The organism is Acinetobacter equi, assembly GCF_001307195.1.
Taxonomy (GTDB): Bacteria; Pseudomonadota; Gammaproteobacteria; order Pseudomonadales; family Moraxellaceae; genus Acinetobacter; species Acinetobacter equi.
Map to the genome: position 1 here is coordinate 96,893 of NZ_CP012808.1, position 19,684 is coordinate 116,576.

Here is a 19,684-nt window from a genome sequence, read left to right on the forward strand (position 1 = left end):
ATTTTGCTCAGCAATTAATGTAAGGTCTTAATTGTCTGTAATAATTTTGCTGTTTCAAATAACGGTAAGCCTACAACATTCGTGTAACTTCCCACAATACGAGGAATATAACGTGCTGCTATTCCTTGAATTGCATAAGCACCTGCTTTTCCAAGTGGCTCGCCTGTTGCCCAATAGTTTTCCATGTCTTCTAAACTTAGGCATTGAAATTCAACTTCTGTCTGCACCACTATACTTAATTTTTGTTCTTTTGTCCGTACACAAACACCTGAAAAAACATGATGCTTTCGTCCAGAAATCAAAGACCATATTTCAAAAGCATGTTGTTTAGACTCAGGTTTTCCTAATATTTTATCATCCACACCTAAACTGGTATCTGCTGCAATAATAACGGACTCTGGAAATTTTTCTAATACTGCATCAGCTTTATCACAAGCCAAGCGTTCGACATATTGTTGAATATTTTCTTGAGGATATATAGATTCATCTATATTTGGACTAAAAACTTCAAACTCTAAGCCCAATTGTAATAAAAGCTCACGACGTCGTGGTGAGCTTGAAGCAAGAACTATATGCGCCATCTTTTAAGTACATAATAAATTAATGGCCATATTACAATCGTAGGTAATAATGGAGCCCAATGCCTTGTAAATACAAAATCTGTACCACTTAAAATCAGAACCAAAAATACGAAAGTTAAATATGCAACAACTGATAATATTGTGATAATCCACAAATTCATAAATGTCATAATACGGCGTTCACGCGTAAAATAACGTGCGATAAATGTGATTAAAACAAAGCTTAAGGCATTTAAACCTAGTGGAGCATCCAACAATAAATCAGTGAACAATCCAGTAGCAAAAGCAAACCAAACACCACACCATGTTGGCTGACACATTACCCAAAACAGCATAATGGCCAACATAAATGTTGGACGCCATGCAGATAATGCATATGACAACGGATAAACCATCAATACAGATGCCGCCAATACCGAAATAATGATAGGTAAAAGCGGATCTCTAGAATGTGAATGACCTATTTTAGCGATCCGCATAAGGTTGCTCCATCGCTAAAGAGTTTGAGTACAACACTACCACATGGTGTCCACTCGCGAGCTGTGCAGCAGGTGTAATATCAATTTGTGCAAATTCACTTGCATTGTGTCGATTCACGCGTGCAACTGTACCTACTAAATATCCAGCAGGAAAATGTTCACCCAATCCAGAGCTATATACTTTTTCACCGACTTTAATATCTGCACTTGTCGGTACATATTCCATTTTCAGTAATCCTAAATCACCTGTACCAGAAACAATCCCTCGCATACCACTACGCTCTAAACGCACAGATAAAGAATGCTCTTTATCTGACAACAGCATCACTCTACTGCTTCGTGGTGATACAGAAATAATTTGTCCAATAATTCCCTTATCATCCAGTACGGTTTGTCCAACCTTAAGCTGATTCATAGACCCACGATTAATCACGATAATATGACGTAATGGATCTGCATCTGTACCAATAACTTCAGCAATTTCCATACGTCCATCAATAATTAATGGTGTATCTAACAAGCCACGTAAGCGTGTATTTTCAGCAGATAATTCAGACAATTTTTGCAAACGCACATTAGCTTGCAATAATTCTGCTCGCATAGCTGTATTTTCACGGCGCAATTGCGCTTCGGATTTACTTTGTTGACTCAGCCACTCTCGCGAAAGTACTGGATAACTTGCTAGGGTATATATTGGATTATAAGCCGTGTACAAGACATCTCTTGCAGGTTGAATTACATGTGGCATACGGTAGTTAAAGAACAGTATGACCAAACACGTAATCACTGCAATAATAAATGAGCGAAAAGATGGCGGTTGTCTAGAGAACAAATTTGCTTGCACCCGCCTTGTCCTTTAGTTATCCAACAAATAGCATGTCATGATTTGGGTTGTCGAAAAACTCAAGAACTTTACCACCACCACGTGTTACGCAAGTTAATGGATCATCAGCGACAACTACAGGTAAGCCAGTTTCTTGCGCCAATAATTTATCTAAATTACGTAATAAAGCCCCACCGCCTGTCAAGACAATACCGCGCTCTGCGATATCAGAAGATAATTCTGGTGGAGTTTGCTCAAGTGCAGATTTAACCGCTTGAACAATACTTTGTAATGGATCAGAAATCGCTTGAGCAATTTCGTCTGAAGTTACAGTAATCGCACGAGGTACACCTTCTGCTAAATTACGTCCACGAACTTCAATTTCAAGTGTTTCTGAGTCTGGATCTGGCAATGCCATACCTACTTCTTTTTTAATGTTTTCTGCAGTTGTTTCACCAATCACACAACCATGTGCTTTACGTACATAGTTAATGATTTGTTCATCAAACACATCACCACCTATGCGAAGTGAATCTGCATACACACAGCCTTGTAATGAAATAATTGCAATTTCAGTGGTACCACCACCAACATCAACAACCATAGAACCACATGCTTGTTCAACTGGCATACCCGCACCAATTGCTGCCGCCATAGGCTCTTCAATCAAACGTACATCTCGTGCACCTGCATTATATACAGCCTCACGAATTGCACGACGTTCTACAAGTGTAGATTTACATGGCACACACACTACAACACGAGGTGCAGGTGGAAATAAACGTTTTTCATGTACTTTCCCAATAAATTGGTTCAACATGGTCTCGGTTACTTCAAAATCTGCGATGACACCATCTTTCATTGGGCGAATTGCAGAAATATTTGCTGGCGTACGACCAAGCATTTGTTTTGCATCAAGACCAACAGCAGCGACGATTTTTTGTGAACCACTGTGGCGAATTGCCACAACAGTTGGTTCATTTAATATAATACCTCTGCCTGGCGCATAAATAAGTGTATTTGCTGTACCTAAGTCAATGGCTAAATCTGGTGAAAACAAGCCAATTAGTCGTTTTAGAATCACGGAGTCGTTCTCTATTAATCTTTATGTAAGACGCAAACGGTAACTTTAACCAAATGTGATGATTTGAACAAGTCAATCGCTTATTATAACGCACGATATTTTAATTTTTTTACACTAAATTTAGGTGATGTTATGTCTACATCAGATGCACAGCATTCTGAAGATTTAAATGCACAAACCGTATCACAGATCGCACATCTGGCTCGTTTGTCTTTAGATGATACGCAATCTACTGAATATGCTCAAAGTTTAAATAAAATTTTAGGCATGATGGAAACCTTGAAAGGGATTGACACTGAAGGTGTTGAGCCACTTAAAAGCCCATTTGATCATCCTCAACCATTACGTGAAGATGTCGTGAGTGAACAAAATCATCGTGAAGAATATCAAGCTGTTGCACCAGCTGTACAAGACGGTTTGTACCTCGTACCTCGCGTAATTGAATAATTTTTGTTCATTTAAACTATTTTCTTCATATAAAACGTAAAGAATACTTCATATGTCAGATTTACATCGCTTATCGATTCGTGAACTTTCAGAGGGTTTAGCTGGGGCTAAATTCTCATCACGAGAACTTACTGAACATTACTTGAAACGTATCGAAAAAATCGATGCTAAAGTTCAGTCATATATTACTGTTACTGCCGAGCAAGCATTAGCTCAAGCTGATGCTGCTGATGCTGCAATTAAAGCTGGTCAAGCAACTGTGCTTACTGGTCTGCCAATTGCACATAAAGATATTTTCTGTACGCAAGGCATTAAAACGACTGCGGGCTCTAAAATGCTCGACAACTTTATCTCTCCTTACGATGCAACTGTGGTTGCTAAAGGTAAAGCAGCAGGTTTAGTGACTTTAGGTAAAGTGAACATGGACGAATTTGCCATGGGCTCTACCTCAGAAAACCCATATTTTGGTTCAACTAAAAACCCTTGGAACTTAGAACACGTTCCTGGCGGTTCTTCAGGTGGTTCTGCTGCCGTTGTTGCTGCCGATTTAGCTCCGTTTGCTACAGGTACAGATACAGGTGGTTCAATTCGCCAACCTGCATCATTCTGTGGTCTTACAGGCTTAAAACCAACATATGGTCGTGTTTCTCGTTTTGGTATGATCGCTTATGCATCGTCTATGGACCAAGGTGGTCCAATGGCTCGCTCTGCTGAAGACTGTGCATACCTGATGAACGTTATGGCAGGTCATGATGCAAAAGACTCGACTTCTGTAGAAAAAGAAGTTGATGATTATGTTGCAAACTTAAATGGTACATCTGTTAAAGGTTTACGCATTGGTATTCCTAAACAATACTTTAATGTTGCAGGTTTAGATGCAGACGTTAAAGCACGTGTTGAAGAATCACTTAAAAAGTTAGAAGAAATGGGCGCAATTCTTGTTGAGATTGATCTCAACATGACAGATTCATACGTTCCAACTTATTACTTAATCGCTCCTGCTGAAGCATCTTCTAACTTACAACGTTTTGATGGCGTACGTTACGGCTACCGTTGTGAAAATCCTGTTGATTTAATGGATTTATACAAGCGTTCACGTTCAGAAGGTTTTGGTAAAGAAGTTCAGCAACGTATTTTAATTGGTACATACGCACTTTCTGCGGGTTACTACGATGCTTACTACGTAAAAGCACAAAAAGTACGTCGTTTAATTCAGCAAGATTTCTTAAAAGCATTTGAATCTGTAGATGTGATTGCTGCTCCTGCTGCACCAACTACGGCTTATAAAATTGGTGCAAACTTGTCACCTGTTGAAATGTACTTAGGTGATATTTATACCATCGCAGTGAACTTAGCAGGTCTTCCTGCAATTAACGCGCCTGTTGGTTTTGACAAAAACAACTTACCTGTTGGCTTACAGTTGATTGGTAATTACTGGTCAGAATCTCAGTTATTGTCTGTGGTACATCAGTATCAGCAAGCAACAGACTGGCATACAAAACGCGCTGCAATTGCTGAGGAGAACGCATAATGGCGAAGAACGCTGCTAAACCAAAATCTAACCTGATTGATGGTTGGGAAGTTGTTATTGGTATCGAGATTCATACTCAGCTTGCAACCAATACTAAAATTTTCTCAGGTTCATCAACTATTTTTGGTAATGATCCAAACACGCAAGCAAGCCTTGTCGATTTAGCAATGCCGGGCGTACTTCCTGTGTTGAACAAAGAAGTGGTTGATCTTGCAATTCGTTTTGGTTTGGGTATCGATGCGTATATCGACCAAGCTTCTGTATTTGCACGTAAAAACTATTTTTACCCTGACTCTCCAAAAGGCTACCAAATTAGCCAAATGGACAACCCGATTGTAGGCTTGGGTCATATCGACATTCAACTTGAAGATGGCACTGTAAAACGCATTGGCGTAACACGTGCACATTTAGAAGAAGATGCAGGTAAATCAATCCATGACCAATTTGAAGGTCAATCAGGTATTGACTTAAACCGTGCAGGTACTCCACTTCTTGAAATCGTATCTGAACCAGATATGCGTTCTGTAGAAGAAGCTGTTGCCTACATTAAAGCAATTCACACACTTGTGCGTTGGTTAGGTATTTCTGACGGTAACATGGCGGAAGGTTCATTCCGTGCTGACTGTAACGTGTCACTGCGTCGTCCAGGTCAACCGTTTGGTACACGTTGTGAATTGAAAAACCTCAACTCATTCCGTTTCATTGAACAAGCGATCAATGTTGAAATTGAACGTCAAATGGAAATCTTGGATTGGGATGGCACAATTGACCAAGAAACTCGTTTGTTCGACCCTGTGAAAATGGAAACTCGTTCAATGCGTTCCAAAGAGGAAGCGAACGATTACCGCTACTTCCCAGACCCTGACTTGTTGCCTGTAATCATTGCAGACGCACAAATTGAAGCGGCACGTGCTGCCCTTCCTGAGCTTCCTGCTGCACGTCGTGCACGCTTTGTGGCTGACTTTGGCGTAACTGAGTACGATGCTCACGTTTTAACGCTGACTCGTGAAATGTCAGAATTTTATGAAGACGTGGTTAAAGCTGCTGGTGGCGCTGCACAAGGTAAAATTGCAGCAAACTGGGTGATGGGTGAATTCTCAGGTGCTTTAAACAAAGCAGGTTTAGAATTGTCTGATTCTCCTGTAACAGCAGAAAAACTTGGTGGCATGATTGCACGTATTGTAGACAATACAATTAACGGTAAGATTGCGAAACAAGTGTTTGGCTTTATGTGGGAAGAAGGTAAAACTGCGGACGAGATCATTGCTGAAAAAGGCTTGAAACAGGAAACTGATACAGGCGCAATTGAAGCGATTATTAAGGACGTACTTGCAGCAAACGAGAAGATGGTTGAAGAGTATAAATCTGGTAAAGAGAAAGCCTTTAACGGTCTTGTTGGTCAAGTCATGAAAGCAGCGAAAGGTAAAGCTAACCCTGCACAAGTAAATGAATTGATGAAGAACTTGATTGGTTAATCTGATTTTTTCTTTAAAAGAAAACCCGCTTTAGAGCGGGTTTTTGTTTAACCGAAATCCTAGGTTAAAAGTTATTAGCAATTCAAATGAAAGCAACATCATGAGTGCCATAACTATATTATTTGTCTTCAATAAGTATTCTGTATAGGAAATTGTAATTTTTTCAGAGCTAGAACCAGATATCGGGTAGGTTATAATTTGTGTAGATTCATCATATTTCAACCATTTATGATGAGATGCATTTCTTAATTTACTATCGTATTCACGACCAAAAATGTTAAAGATAGTTGTATTTCCCTCAAAACATTTCATCTTTGCTGCCTTATCAGCAGTTAAGTATTTTTGATATGTTAATTTTTCACTTTGGAATTCATCATATTTTCTTTGGTTTTCAATATTATTTAAAAAAGCTATCGTGTTTATATTGGAACCTAGAATCTCAAACACTTCACCATATATCATTTTTGTGCGTTTAAAATTAGTTGAAGAAACCTTCGAATTCTTAAACGTTTCAACCTCTAAACGCGCTTGCAAATTCATTTGTTTAAATTCTTGATAATTTGAAAAGAAAGTATCAAAAATTTCCATATAGTCATTAATTTTTTCTTCTAGTTTAGGAAGTAAATCATTTTTGGCAAACCTATGAAATTCTGACTTATTTTTAAAAAAAATCTTTCTAGAAAAATCTCCGAGTATATCCATATCCCTAGTTAACCGATCACCACCCACAAACATCCCAATAAAACTAAACATTAACTCAGTTAACTCTTGTCCTTGAATGATTTTATCTCTCTGAAGTAAATTTCCTTTAATATTAAATTTGTATGCCTTATATAAATCTTTCCAAAGTTCTTCAATGTTTGAAACTCCCATTACCCCCTCTATTTTTTCAGGATTATAATTTTCCCCAAAAGCATCTTTAATAATTTCATTCATTTGATATAAAAATGGAGAATATAATTCCTTATTACTTTGTTCATCAGGTATCGTAAAATCTATACTTAGATTAATTACTTTTGCCTGAACCTCATCTACTAAGCTTCTTTCAACATATTCTAGATTCTCTAACTCATTAAATGACACTTTTACAATAGGTGGTTCATCTAATAATAGAACTAATCTTGATGTGTGCTGAAATAACAGGACACTTCTACTTGGGAAATTCTAGGCAGCCATCCTGTAAAAGTCTTCTGCCATTTGATTTGGTGTCTTAAAGTCCAATCCTTTCTGAATTCTCTGCTGATTATAAAATAGCTCTATGTATTTTGTAATATCTGCTTTAGCTTCTTCCCTTGTTTTATAATTGCGATGATGAACCAATTCATTTTTTAATATTCCCCAGAAGCTCTCAATAGGAGCATTATCGAAGCAATCACCGCGTTTACTCATTGATCCCTGAAATCCATATTTTTCAAGTATCTTTCGATATTCATGACTACAGTATTGGCTGCCCCTGTCAGAGTGAATAATCAAGTCTTGAGAGGGTTTATGATTTCGAATCGCCATGCTCAGTGCATTGCAAACGAGCTGTGACGTCATCCGTTCACTCAAGCTATACCCAACTACTTGTTTGCTGCAAAGATCTTTTAAAGCCGCTAAATACAGCCATCCTTCAGCTGTCCACACGTATGTAATGTCACTTACCCATGCAATGTTTGGAGCAGTCACTGTAAAATTTTGCTCTAACAAATTATTGTAAACCGTACGTTGATGGTCGCTATGAGTTGTTTTTTTGAAACGCCTATGCCGCTTACAATACAGCTGATTAAGTTTTTTAATACAACGAACTGCATACTCGCTAATTTCTATTCCTTGTGCCTGTAAGTACTTGGTTAAACGAATATAACCATAGCTTTCATTGGTTTCTTGGTGAGCAATTTTAACCAATATTGTTTGATGATTTCTCTGAATAACCCGCTTACTTAAGCCATATTTTAACCATTCATAAAATCCAGAAACTGAAACGTGGAGTAACCGAGCCATCATAGTGACTGAGTATGCATGTTTTTGCTGTTTCATATGTACGTACTTTACTGACTTTCTTTGGCAAAGTACGCTGCTGCTTTTTTTAGAAATTCTCTTTCCATTTCAGCGGTTTTAAGTTGCTGCTTCAGTTTTTTATTTTCCTCGAGAAGAGCAACGAGATCAGGTGAATATTGTTGTGTGCCTACTAATTTTCCAGCTTTTGCTTTATTGTACCAATTTGAAAGGGTTTGCATTGAAATGCCAAGCAGTCGTGCTGTTTCTGAAACATTGCCATTGTTTGAATCAATAGCTTTGATTGCTTCAGCTTTGAATTCTGCTGTATAAATCTTTTGTTTTTTGCTCATGGTAAACTCCTGATGAGTATGTGTAGTTTACCAAGTTAAAGTCTCCGTTTTTTTCAGCACACATCATCTTGAATCAGTTTCACAATGTGGGCATGCAAAATTTACTTCTTGTCTCAATCCATGCGAAATTTGAGTTCTTGTAATAATAAATTCATTACATGTTAAACATTTAAAATATATTCTAGAAATCATAGAACCCTTGTTATCAAAAAAAATTTAAAAAAAAATCAAACAAATAGAATTATATTTCATACCTATAATATCTTTCATTCAATTACAACATGACCATCAAAAAAGTATCATCCATCGCCAAACTTGAAGACTTAGGCCGTATCCAATTTTCAAAGTCTTTCTTTATGCGTGACTTCTGAAGCCCTCATCCCCCGCCTTCTCCCAAAAGGAGAAGGAGCTTTCATTGCTAATTAAATATCTTCATAAATTTTGTAATAAATATTCCCTCTCCTTTTAGGAGATGAGAAGCACTGCTTCGCAAGGGAGAGGTTTTTATTAATTTCACGAGCAGGTTTTAAAGAACTACTTTAAAACAAAGTGCAAGTATGGATGAGAAGAAATCTTAAAAATTACGATCAGCTATTTTTCATAGCACTCGCAACGAAGAAGTTTTCAAACTACTTAAAAACCCCCAAATTACTTAATAGACTTGGCGATAAAAATGTAGTCGCAACCTTGCCCACATCTATATAACGAATCACACCTTTTAACTGCTGTTTTACTTCAGGATTCTTTAAAATAGCATCGCCTGTTGTACGTCCAAGTTCTTGAAAACTATTTCCAACCGCTTCAATACCTTCAGTTTGAATAACAGCTTTAGTTTCAGCAGCACATTGCTCAATCATAATACGCTGTAACACTTGAGCTAGATTTTTATCTAATTGTTGTTTTTGATCTGTACTCACCTGACTAAAGGCTTGCAAATCTGGATGTGAAGATAACGCCACAAATGTCCATTGCAACACAGTAGTTTTATCTGCTTCAGTGGTCGATTTCATTAAACAATCACTTAACTGATCTACCGTTTGCCCTGCCATTGTCATTTGAGTAAAACCAGTAACAGCAGCAGCCATTAAAAATGTTTTTCCCATTTGCATTATTGTTTTACGTTGTTGAGAAAAAGAGAGATTTAACATTGTTATCAATCCAATTGGTCATTTTCGGTTATCATATCTTGTATTATAGGATGCATCATGAATTTTTATATGCATTTCCTTATTTATAATACATCTCTAAAAAAGAATTAAAAAATGACAGCACTACACATCATTCTTTCAATTATTGGCATTCTTTTTGTAATTTGGCTATATGCACTTGTATTATCTGAAAATATGCCTCGCCCCAATTTAAGTAAATTGTACTTATGGTGGCATGAGTATCGGCAGAAATCATTTTTTCAAAAAATAAGAAGTTTAATACATGCTTTTTTTAATTTTTTACAGTTATGTCTTCGTACCATAAAAGGCATCTTCAAATTTATTTTAGAAGTAATTGTTGAATCACTTTTCTATATTATCGTAAGAATAATATGGGCTGGTATTAAGTTGATTTTTCATTTCATTGGTAGAATTTTTGATTAACCCTAAAATGATGCTTACGCTTAACTTTGCGCAAGCATTAAAAATTGTTCAGGTACCCAACCTTCATCACCATCACTTTTGCGTACACACCAAGCACGACCATTCATAATTTTGGTCATTTTTAATTTATCACCAGAATTTACTTCTAGTTCTTTGGCTGTGTAGTCTTCTAAAGCGCGTCCGTAGTTCTCATCTATACGTTCAATGAGTTGTTCGGGCACCCAACCACCTTTATCGCCATCTAAAGTACAAAAGTACCAATATTCCATTTCATCATCACAATAATACTCACCCAGTTTTAAGGTTGCGCCTTGAGTAAATGAAATTGGATTTGGACATTCACTTCGATGTTGTCGAATCGCAATAAATTTCAATATATATCCCATAAAATATTTAAATATGATTTGAGCATAATCTTGAATGATGATGAAAACTATAGAAAAAAAGTTAACAAATTTTGCAAAAAAAATCAAATATATGATTTTAAAAGTAAAATAAATCACATTTATTTTTTAATATATAAATAAAAAAGCCTGCATAAAAGCAGGCTTTTTTATTAAATATTAGGACTCATCAAGTTCAGATTCAAAAGCACGTAAACGCTTATAAATAGATAACAATTCAATAATTGTTGTCCATGATGAAATTAAATATTGGAAAGATTCTCGGACTTTTCCAAAGACATTATTAATTTGCATCATTAAACCTAAAGTTAATGCACCTGCTGCAATACTCGGAAATAATATGAATAAACCATATAAATTATCTAGTTGTATGTACCAAATACGTACCACGTTAAAATAGGTATAGTGAAAATATAAGCGGAAATAATTCAGTCGTACTTTACTAAATAATTCTTTTAAAACTAAAGGTTCTGCGCGTGTTTCATGGTCTTCACCGTAAACCAATTCTTTACGGTAAGCGGCTTCTACTTTTTGGTTATTAAATTCTAAGCCCGGTAATTTATAGCCTACAATCATTAAAATAACTGTTCCTAAAATAGACCACACAACAGCAGCCCACATTAGTGCATGTGAAATTTCACCAATTACAGGTAAACTTTTGACATGAACAGATAATTGATAAAGTACAGGTAAAAAGGCAATTAAAACCATAATCGCTTTAATAAAGTTAACACCAAGCCCTTCTAAAGTACTCGCAAACCTCATTGTATCTTCTTGAATACGCTGTGATGCACCTTCTATATGGCGTAATTTTTTCCAATTTTCTGTATAGTAATTATTCATTGCTGTACGCCAGCGGAAAATAAAATGGCTAACAAAGAATAAGTTAAATACAGATAAAGTTACAGCAACCATTGCAATGTACAAGAACGTTAATGTTTCAGCATAAAGCAGATTAACATCGCCCCCACCACTACTCAGCATTTTCTGAATTAAGTCATAAAATGGGTTATACCAAGCATTAATAACCACATTCACCTGAACATTAAACCAAATGTTAAACAAAATAAATGCAGATCCCCAAACAGACCACTTTTGCCAAGGGTTATCTGAACGCCAACGCCAAAATAATGCAAAAATGATGGTAGAAACTAAGAACCAGATATAAAACCATAAAAAGTTGGTTGACCAAAAACGACTAATTCCTATTGGTAATTGATCATTTGCAAGCGCTGTTAAACCAATATATTGCCCCCAAGAGTCTCCACCTGAAAACCACAGTGCAATATTAATAATAAACCACAGTAGTAAGGAGCTAAAAAACCATTTAGGGTTTGGAAAAAACGACTTAAACACTCTTATTTCTCAGTATTGTTATCAAGATAGGAAATAATAAACCAATTTAGTTTATAAAATATTGTTTCATTATTATTTTTTTATCATTTATACACTTTTTAATAAAACAAAAAAAATATTAAACCCAAAATTCATAATGTGTCTAAATTCACAAAATCATTTTTAGCTAAGTGATTTTTCAATAAAAAAAGAAGGTGATTACACCTTCTTTTTTGATACAAACAAAACAAAAGTTTTAGAAGTTTTTAGGGTTTTCTAAACGTTTTACTTCCTGTGCTTTATCAGGATGATGCATTGCCGCAACTCCATCATCTGTTTTCACATCAACTATTTTTTCTGGCTCATAAACAGTAATTGTCTCCTTACCATTTGCATCTTCCCCAACAATGTATTTAAAACCTTGACGGTTCATTTTATTACACATACGTTGATACCAGCCTTTAAAGCCAGTTTTTTCTTCGTGTGGATTGTAATAAAAGGCATTCATGACCGCAGGCAAGCCCAAACCACACACTAAGCCAGACAATAATACGACAATAAATGTATAACCAATTAGAATACTACTGTATTCACGAAGTTCTGGAATATTCGCAACAGCAAGAATCAAAGCAAGTGAAATACCACCACGTACTCCCCCCAAGATAAAATAGCTAAACTACCGTTATAGCTGTTTTTTCTAAACATCGGGAAGAATGAAAATGACAGATAATTTGCTGCAAATCGTGCCAAGTGAAGAATAATAAAGGCAACAATACCACCTAGAACAAGTTGTACACTTAAATCAATAATAAATAATTCTAGACCAATTAACGTGAATAAGAATGAGTTAATAATTCCTTCAACAGTATGCCAAAAGTGATTAACCTCTCGGACTTCACGCTCTGCTAAAATTTCATTCCATTTATTACCAACAACTAAACCACCAATCACACAAGCAATTGGTGCAGAAGCATGTGCATATAAAGCAATTAAATACGAACCACACGCCAACAATGCTGTCGTAAGAATAAGTGATTCCATTTCATGTTTACCACGAAGTAAACGTAAAATTGCTGCACCAACAGTCCAACCAATAATAACTGCAACAACAATCTCATAAAGCAGTGTTTCTAGTACACCAAGAACAGTGAAGTTTTGACCTTTTAAAACATTTAATAATGTCATAAACAATGCAATACACATTGCATCATTAAATAATGATTCACCTTCTAACTTCACCATAAGATGATGAGGTGCTTTTACTGAACTAAGTACACCTTTAATCCCAATTGGGTCAGTTGCACCAAGTGCAGCACCAAGCAATAACAAGACTAATAAGTCAACATGTCCACCAATTAAAAATTGATAGCCATATAGTGCCAAACCAAAGAATACAGCACATAAAACTAAAGCAATACTGGCTAAAATACTAATCGGTTTCCAATAATTCGTTAAATCCGAAACCTGAAACTTCAATGCTGAAGATGTTAAAATAAAGCAAATAACGCCGTTAATTAAAAAATTATAAAAATCGATATGCCTTACAGCTTCTTCAATATTATGAATATTAATCGTTAAAAATTGATTTCCACTAAGTAGACTTGCACCCCACTGCAATAAAAATACAAAAATTGCAGAAACAATAGGAACACCTATCGCTTGCGGAAAACCTAAAATACGCTTATTAAAGATTGTAGTTGCAATTGAAAGTGCGAAAATCACTGTAAAAATCTGTAAAAATAAATAACTACCCATTGCACTACCATTTTAAGAATAGAAGACATAGAAATTATGTGACTTATATTATGTTTTAAAGCCTTTTTTCTAAGTCCGTAATAATATCTTTTTTTTTCGGCATATGAAGTTTTATTAAACTTTTTTAAACAAAAACTAGCCGAAAAAATTTCTTTTTATTTAAATTTCTTGTGCAAACGTATCACAAGCTGCAATTTTTCCGGTTTGAAAACCTGTTTGAAACCACTTCATACGTTGTGCACTTGTTCCGTGCGTAAAACTATCAGGAACAACTTGACCCATCGCACGTTTCTGTAAGTAGTCATCCCCTATTTTATGTGCAGCATCCATCGCTTCTTCTAGATCCCCATTATCTAAAAACTGAGTTCTTTTTTGATTATGATGTGCCCAAATACCAGCAAAACAATCTGCTTGAAGCTCTTGTCTAACAGATAACTGATTTGCTTTCGTTTGAGAAATACGAGATCTCATTTTATAAACTTGATCAGAAATACCCAAGAGATTTTGTACATGATGTCCCACTTCATGAGCAATCACATAAGCTTGTGCAAAATCACCTGCTAAATCATTTCGAGATAACTCGGTTTGATTCCTTTCTCCAGAAATTCCCATCTGAATTTTCATGTCTTTAAAAAAAGAAGTGTCAATATATACCTTATAATCTGCTGGGCAATAAAATGGTCCCATAGATGATTGAGCTATACCACAACTAGACTGAACCTCTCGATTAAATAAAACCAATTTAGGTGCACGATATTCCGCTTGTAATTGTATTTTAAAAATATTAGCCCATGTATCTTCCGTATCTGCTAATACCGTTCCGACAAATGTCATTGCCTCCTTTTGATCTTGAGTAGGTTGATCTAAACCATCAGTTTCAGCAGGTTGTATCTGAGCAGTCATGTGTTTAGTTGCTTGATAAGCTTGTTGTGGATCAGTACCAAAGAATTTCCATGCAATAAAAGCCACAATTAAACCTAAAATGCTAACACCACCAACTTTAGCACCACCACGACGATCCTCTACATTTTGACTGACTCTGCGACCTTTCCAACGCATATTAGCACCATATATTTTTATACTTATTTTAGATGTGTTTACACCTGCTTCATACTTTTTATATCAAGGAATACCAATCTACTTATTCATCAAAAAATTATTCAAAATAATTACACAGTTTTAATGGCATACCAAATTTTTTGAAAACTACTCACAACTAGAATAACAATAACTCCAGCCAAAAAACCAAAGATAAGATTAAATATTGTTGGTGCAACTATATTCATAACTTGTTCCATCATTGGAGTATTGATCAGCAAATTCAGTAAATTTTCATTCCAGTGATGAACAAAAGGTAAAACATGACTAATAATGCCACCTCCAACAAGAAACATTGCAATAGTTCCAACGACAGATAATGTCTTCATTAGTTTTGGAGCAAATGCCAATAAACCTCGCCCTAAGATTTGTTGAATAGATGATTTTTTCTGAACACAATATAAGCCTAGATCATCAATTTTAACAATCATTGCAACCAAACCATACACACCTATTGTCATTGCTATTGCAATAATACTGAGAACTGAAATTTTCGTTAAAAGTGTTGCTGTTGCAACTGTACCCAAGGAAATCACAATAATTTCTGCGGATAAAATAAAATCAGTTCGAATTGCACCTTTTATTTTTTCTTTTTCAAATGTAGCTAAGTCTTCAACTGTTTCTATCTTTAGTTCAGTTTGTTCTTCTTCAGAATGAATTTTATTCTTTTTTAAGGAATGTATAACTTTTTCAACTCCTTCATAACATAAGAACAGACCACCAATCATCAATAGAGGATTGATCAACCAAGGGGCAATCACACTAATTAATAACGCCAAAGGTACAAGTATTAACTTATTTATAAATGAACCTTTTGCAACTCCCCACACCACGGGTATTTCACGTTCAGCTCTTACACCCGTGACTTGCTGGGCATTCAAAGCTAAATCATCCCCTAGCACACCAGCTGTTTTTTTTGCAGCAACTTTACTCATCACAGCCACATCATCAAGTACTGCTGCTATATCATCTAATAATAGTAATAAACTACTTGCCATTTTTATTGTCCTCAATTTTTAAATCATTTTATCATTTGCAAATTTTTAACATTCTTTTTTAGTTCTACACTATTAGCACTCATAAAATATAAAAATAATCATAAATAAAAAGTTCATTTTAAAACCAGTTATATTTCTTTAATTCATTTTCAACCTAACTTAATTTTATTATTTTGCTCTCCATTCTTTCTGACATTAAAAATTTTTTGCCGTACAATGTACCTACTTCGTATAAAGCTACATGTAGCATTGACTACTGTTTTGGAATAGATCATGAGCAATCAAGACAACCGTCCAGTGATTTTAACTGGCGACCGTCCAACAGGACAACTTCACCTCGGTCACTTTGTAGGTTCTTTACGTTCACGTGTAGGTTTACAAGACTCACATCATCAACATCTTCTTTTAGCTGATGCTCAAGCATTAACAGACAATGCTGATAACTTCGAAAAAGTACGTCGCAATATTATTGAAGTTGCTACAGATTATTTAGCTGTTGGCATTGACCCAACTAAAACAACAATTTGTGTTCAGTCATGCTTACCTGCATTAAATGAACTCACAATGTTGTACTTAAACTTTGTCACAGTATCTCGTTTAGAACGAAATCCTACAATTAAATCTGAAATTCAGATGCGTGGTTTTGAACGTGATATTCCAGCAGGTTTCTTATGCTACCCAGTAGCACAAGCAGCAGATATTACTGCATTTAAGGCTTCAATTGTACCTGTTGGTGAAGACCAAATTCCAATGATTGAGCAAACAAATGAAATTGTTCGTCGTTTGAATCGTCAAATTGGTCATGATTTACTTCCTGAATGCAAAGCATTACTTTCAAATGTAGGTCGTTTACCTGGTTTTGATGGTAAAGCAAAAATGTCTAAATCTTTGGGTAATACCATTGTGCTTGATGCAACAGATAAAGACATTAAAAAAGCTGTAAACGCGATGTATACAGATCCAAACCACCTTCGTATTGAAGATCCAGGTCAAGTTGAAGGTAACGTTGTATTTACTTACCTCGATGCTTTTGATCCAGATAAAGAAGCTGTTGCTGAACTTAAAGAACACTATCGTCGTGGTGGTTTAGGTGATGGTGCAGTTAAAAAACGTCTTGAAGGTGTTCTTAAAGAATTAATTACACCTATTCGTGAACGTCGTATTGAGTTGGCAAAAGATCCTGATTACATCATGGATATTTTAAAAACTGGTACTGAAAAATGTCGTGACATTACTCAACAAACGCTTGATGAAGTTAAATCAGGCCTTGGTGTTTTCCACTTCTAAATAAATACCAAAGAACCTGAGAAAATCTCAGGTTCTTCACAAAAAAACAAATAAGTCACACTAATTTAAACAAAAATAATAAAATATGCATTTTTTTAAACAAAACTGTTCCATTTATCAATTTTATTGTATATAATTTGATTCATATCATAAAAATGATTAAATATGTTATCTGCTTACCCTTCAAGATAACATATCGGTTTTTATCGAATATAGCGAAATCTATATTCGTTTTCTACGCAATGATCACCCCAATCATTGCGTTTTTTTTATGTTTTTTTACTTTATATAAAAAAATCCCTGCAAATATGCAGGGATTTTTACATTTAATCGATATTTAGATTAAACCTTTGTCTTTTAATACTTGATACATTGTTGAACCAAGTTCAGCAGGACTACGTGTATAAGCCATTCCCGCTTTTTCAAATGCAGAGAATTTTTCTTCAGCAGTACCTTTACCACCTGAAATAATTGCACCTGCATGTCCCATACGCTTACCTTTAGGTGCAGTTACACCCGCAATATAACCAACTACAGGCTTAGTTACATGTGACTGAATATATTCAGCAGCTTCTTCTTCTGCAGTACCACCAATTTCACCAATCATAATAATGGCTTCAGTTTGTGGATCTTCTTGGAATAACTTCAAGCAATCAATCTGATTCATGCCAGGAATTGGATCACCACCAATACCAATACACGTTGATTGACCTAAACCAAGCTTCGTTGTTTGTGCAACAGCTTCATAAGTCAGTGTACCTGAACGCGAGATAATTCCAATTTTCCCTGGTTGATGAATATGACCCGGCATAATTCCGATTTTACATTCACCTGGTGTAATAATACCTGGGCAGTTTGGACCAATTAAGCGTGTACCATTACCATTTGTTTCCAAATAGCGCTTAGCTTTTAGCATATCTAATGTTGGAACACCTTCCGTGATCACAACAATAAGTTCAATCCCAGAATCTACTGCTTCAACAATAGAATCCAAAACAAATGGTGCTGGTACATAAATAACAGAAGCATCCGCACCTGTTTCACGTACTGCATCCTTCATTGTATTAAATACAGGTAAATCTAAATGTGTAGAACCACCCTTACCTGGTGTAACACCACCAACAACCTTCGTACCATAGTCCAAAGCTTGTGCTGAATGAAAAGTACCATTTTTACCAGTAAAACCTTGTACTAATACTTTTGTATCTTTATTAACTAATACGCTCATGACAGACCCCTTACCCTTTTACTGCAGCAACAATTTTTTCTGCAGCATCAGCCAAGCCATTTGCAGAAATCAGTTTTAATCCAGATTCATCTAGTAATTTTGCACCTAATTCAGCATTGTTACCTTCTAAGCGAACAACGACTGGAACAGTCACATTTACTTCTTGAACCGCTGCAATAATTGCCTCAGCAATCATGTCACAACGCACAATACCACCAAAGATATTAATCAATACCCCTTGAACAGAATGATCTGCAAGAATAATTTTAAATGCTTCAATCACGCGGTCTTTCGTTGCACCACCACCAACGTCAAGGAAGTTTGCAGGTTGACCACCATATAATTTAATGATGTCCATCGTTGCCATTGCAAGACCAGCACCATTCACCATACAACCAATGTTACCTTCAAGTGCAACATAGTTAAGATCAAATTCAGAAGCTTTTAGCTCACGCTCATTTTCTTGAGATTTATCGCGTAATGCAGCAACCTCAGGTAAACGATAAAGTGCATTCGAGTCGATACCTACTTTGGCATCAACACATAAAATATCTCCATTCTCACGTACAGAAAGTGGATTAATTTCGAATAATGCAAAATCATTTTCTACAAATGCTTGATAAGCAGCAGTCATGATTTTTACAAATTTACCAATTTGCGTATCTTTTAGTTTTAAAGCAAAAGCTACTTCGCGTGCTTGAAATGGCTGTAAACCTACTAATGGATCTACTTCTACTTTAATAATTTTTTCAGGTGTTTCTTCTGCAACTTTTTCAATTTCCACACCACCTTCAGTCGAAGCCATAAAAGTAATTCGACGACTTGAACGATCTACAACAGCACCTAAATATAGCTCACGCTCAACAGGATATACATCTTCTGCAACTAAAATACTATTAACTGGTTGACCATCTGCATCTGTTTGATAAGTCACCAAACGTGTACCAAGAATACTATTTGCATAATCAGCAGCTTCCTGTGCTGATTTCACAACTTTTACACCGCCCGCTTTACCGCGACCACCTGCGTGAACTTGCGCCTTCATGACTGCAAACTTACCACCAAGCTGTTCAAAAGCTTTCACTGCTTCATCAGCAGTTGATGCTACGATACCCTCTTGTACTGGCATTCCGTATTTTTTTAATAAAGCTTTCGCTTGATACTCATGTAGATTCATTTATATACCTTCTACTACTTTTCAAGTTATTATTTCAGACAAAACTTAAACAACCGTCTC

General features: G+C 35.8%; 17 protein-coding genes and 1 pseudogene. 4 read left to right on the forward strand and 14 right to left on the reverse strand.

Annotated features, from left to right (window positions below; genetic code table 11):
* Positions 1 to 14: 14 nt before the first annotated feature.
* The 4 genes from AOY20_RS00460 to AOY20_RS00475 are packed head-to-tail and all read right to left on the reverse strand — an operon-like array spanning position 15 to position 2,967.
* Positions 15 to 581 carry a Maf family nucleotide pyrophosphatase gene (locus AOY20_RS00460; protein ID WP_054580049.1) on the reverse strand — a complete coding sequence of 189 codons (567 nt, stop codon included), beginning with the start codon at positions 579 to 581 and terminating at the stop codon, positions 15 to 17.
* Positions 569 to 1,060 (reverse strand): rod shape-determining protein MreD, encoded by a 492-nt coding sequence (gene mreD / locus AOY20_RS00465; RefSeq protein ID WP_054580050.1) that lies wholly within the window; start codon positions 1,058 to 1,060, stop codon positions 569 to 571. The genes AOY20_RS00460 and mreD overlap by 13 nt, the downstream gene beginning before the upstream one ends.
* A complete protein-coding gene (mreC, locus tag AOY20_RS00470) occupies positions 1,047 to 1,904 on the reverse strand; it encodes a rod shape-determining protein MreC (RefSeq protein WP_054580051.1) in 858 nt (285 codons plus the stop codon). Before mreC ends, mreD begins: the two co-directional genes overlap by 14 nt.
* A 16-nt stretch (positions 1,905 to 1,920) precedes the next feature.
* Positions 1,921 to 2,967 carry a rod shape-determining protein gene (locus AOY20_RS00475; RefSeq protein ID WP_054580052.1) on the reverse strand — a complete coding sequence of 349 codons (1,047 nt, stop codon included), beginning with the start codon at positions 2,965 to 2,967 and terminating at the stop codon, positions 1,921 to 1,923.
* 132 nt (positions 2,968 to 3,099) lie between these two features.
* Between AOY20_RS00475 and gatC the strand changes: the two genes are divergently transcribed.
* The 3 genes from gatC to gatB are packed head-to-tail and all read left to right on the forward strand — an operon-like array spanning position 3,100 to position 6,420.
* Positions 3,100 to 3,414 (forward strand): Asp-tRNA(Asn)/Glu-tRNA(Gln) amidotransferase subunit GatC, encoded by a 315-nt coding sequence (gene gatC, locus AOY20_RS00480; RefSeq protein WP_054580053.1) that lies wholly within the window; start codon positions 3,100 to 3,102, stop codon positions 3,412 to 3,414.
* 52 nt (positions 3,415 to 3,466) lie between these two features.
* Complete coding sequence (gene gatA, locus AOY20_RS00485; RefSeq protein WP_054580054.1) at positions 3,467 to 4,945, forward strand: Asp-tRNA(Asn)/Glu-tRNA(Gln) amidotransferase subunit GatA; 1,479 nt, start codon at positions 3,467 to 3,469, stop codon at positions 4,943 to 4,945.
* On the forward strand, positions 4,945 to 6,420 hold the full coding sequence (gene gatB, locus AOY20_RS00490) for an Asp-tRNA(Asn)/Glu-tRNA(Gln) amidotransferase subunit GatB (protein WP_054580055.1): 1,476 nt from the start codon (positions 4,945 to 4,947) through the stop codon (positions 6,418 to 6,420). The genes gatA and gatB overlap by 1 nt, the downstream gene beginning before the upstream one ends.
* Before the next feature lie 30 nt (positions 6,421 to 6,450).
* Here gatB and AOY20_RS00495 read toward each other — a convergent pair whose 3' ends face one another.
* The 8 genes and pseudogenes from AOY20_RS00495 to AOY20_RS00540 form a co-directional block, all read right to left on the reverse strand.
* Positions 6,451 to 7,503: a hypothetical protein gene (locus tag AOY20_RS00495; RefSeq protein ID WP_054580056.1), complete on the reverse strand. Its 1,053-nt coding sequence runs from the start codon at positions 7,501 to 7,503 to the stop codon at positions 6,451 to 6,453.
* Positions 7,504 to 7,584: 81 nt separating this feature from the next.
* Positions 7,585 to 8,750 (reverse strand): IS3 family transposase gene (locus tag AOY20_RS00500; protein WP_144424744.1). Its coding sequence is split into 2 segments (ribosomal slippage): positions 7,585 to 8,483 and positions 8,483 to 8,750, totalling 1,167 coding nucleotides; the frame shifts between segments, so codons are not numbered across the junction.
* A 629-nt stretch (positions 8,751 to 9,379) separates the two neighbouring features.
* Positions 9,380 to 9,898 (reverse strand): hypothetical protein, encoded by a 519-nt coding sequence (locus tag AOY20_RS00510; protein WP_054580059.1) that lies wholly within the window; start codon positions 9,896 to 9,898, stop codon positions 9,380 to 9,382.
* Between the two features lie 464 nt (positions 9,899 to 10,362).
* Positions 10,363 to 10,716, reverse strand: coding sequence for an SH3 domain-containing protein (locus tag AOY20_RS00520; protein ID WP_054580061.1), 354 nt, complete (start codon positions 10,714 to 10,716; stop codon positions 10,363 to 10,365).
* Between the two features lie 189 nt (positions 10,717 to 10,905).
* Positions 10,906 to 12,102, reverse strand: coding sequence for a peptide antibiotic transporter SbmA (gene sbmA, locus AOY20_RS00525; protein WP_054580062.1), 1,197 nt, complete (start codon positions 12,100 to 12,102; stop codon positions 10,906 to 10,908).
* A gap of 235 nt (positions 12,103 to 12,337) precedes the next feature.
* Positions 12,338 to 13,836: pseudogene (locus AOY20_RS00530) on the reverse strand (cation:proton antiporter).
* A 159-nt stretch (positions 13,837 to 13,995) separates the two neighbouring features.
* A complete protein-coding gene (gene ypfJ / locus AOY20_RS00535) occupies positions 13,996 to 14,895 on the reverse strand; it encodes a KPN_02809 family neutral zinc metallopeptidase (RefSeq protein WP_054580063.1) in 900 nt (299 codons plus the stop codon).
* A gap of 110 nt (positions 14,896 to 15,005) precedes the next feature.
* Positions 15,006 to 15,932: a DUF808 domain-containing protein gene (locus tag AOY20_RS00540; protein WP_054580064.1), complete on the reverse strand. Its 927-nt coding sequence runs from the start codon at positions 15,930 to 15,932 to the stop codon at positions 15,006 to 15,008.
* Between the two features lie 273 nt (positions 15,933 to 16,205).
* Here AOY20_RS00540 and trpS point away from each other — a divergent pair, with 273 nt between their 5' ends.
* Positions 16,206 to 17,219, forward strand: coding sequence for a tryptophan--tRNA ligase (trpS, locus tag AOY20_RS00545; protein ID WP_054580065.1), 1,014 nt, complete (start codon positions 16,206 to 16,208; stop codon positions 17,217 to 17,219).
* Between the two features lie 337 nt (positions 17,220 to 17,556).
* Here trpS and sucD read toward each other — a convergent pair whose 3' ends face one another.
* Together sucD and sucC are read right to left on the reverse strand one after the other, a co-directional pair.
* The gene (gene sucD, locus AOY20_RS00550) at positions 17,557 to 18,447 is read right to left on the reverse strand and encodes a succinate--CoA ligase subunit alpha (protein WP_054580066.1); all 891 of its coding nucleotides are present in this window, start codon (positions 18,445 to 18,447) and stop codon (positions 17,557 to 17,559) included.
* Positions 18,448 to 18,457: 10 nt separating this feature from the next.
* On the reverse strand, positions 18,458 to 19,624 hold the full coding sequence (sucC, locus tag AOY20_RS00555) for an ADP-forming succinate--CoA ligase subunit beta (protein WP_054580067.1): 1,167 nt from the start codon (positions 19,622 to 19,624) through the stop codon (positions 18,458 to 18,460).
* Between the last annotated feature and the right edge of the window lie 60 nt (positions 19,625 to 19,684).

Bases quoted from the DNA above. Each gene is read 5' to 3' on its own strand.
- trpS (WP_054580065.1), top strand. From the start codon at position 16,206: ATGAGCAATCAAGACAACCGTCCAGTGATTTTAACTGGCGACCGTCCA.
- gatC (WP_054580053.1), top strand. From the start codon at position 3,100: ATGTCTACATCAGATGCACAGCATTCTGAAGATTTAAATGCACAAACC.
- AOY20_RS00510 (WP_054580059.1), bottom strand. From the start codon at position 9,898: ATGTTAAATCTCTCTTTTTCTCAACAACGTAAAACAATAATGCAAATG.
- AOY20_RS00460 (WP_054580049.1), bottom strand. From the start codon at position 581: ATGGCGCATATAGTTCTTGCTTCAAGCTCACCACGACGTCGTGAGCTT.
- ypfJ (WP_054580063.1), bottom strand. From the start codon at position 14,895: ATGCGTTGGAAAGGTCGCAGAGTCAGTCAAAATGTAGAGGATCGTCGT.
- gatA (WP_054580054.1), top strand. From the start codon at position 3,467: ATGTCAGATTTACATCGCTTATCGATTCGTGAACTTTCAGAGGGTTTA.
- AOY20_RS00540 (WP_054580064.1), bottom strand. From the start codon at position 15,932: ATGGCAAGTAGTTTATTACTATTATTAGATGATATAGCAGCAGTACTT.
- sucD (WP_054580066.1), bottom strand. From the start codon at position 18,447: ATGAGCGTATTAGTTAATAAAGATACAAAAGTATTAGTACAAGGTTTT.
- mreD (WP_054580050.1), bottom strand. From the start codon at position 1,060: ATGCGGATCGCTAAAATAGGTCATTCACATTCTAGAGATCCGCTTTTA.
- gatB (WP_054580055.1), top strand. From the start codon at position 4,945: ATGGCGAAGAACGCTGCTAAACCAAAATCTAACCTGATTGATGGTTGG.
- sucC (WP_054580067.1), bottom strand. From the start codon at position 19,624: ATGAATCTACATGAGTATCAAGCGAAAGCTTTATTAAAAAAATACGGA.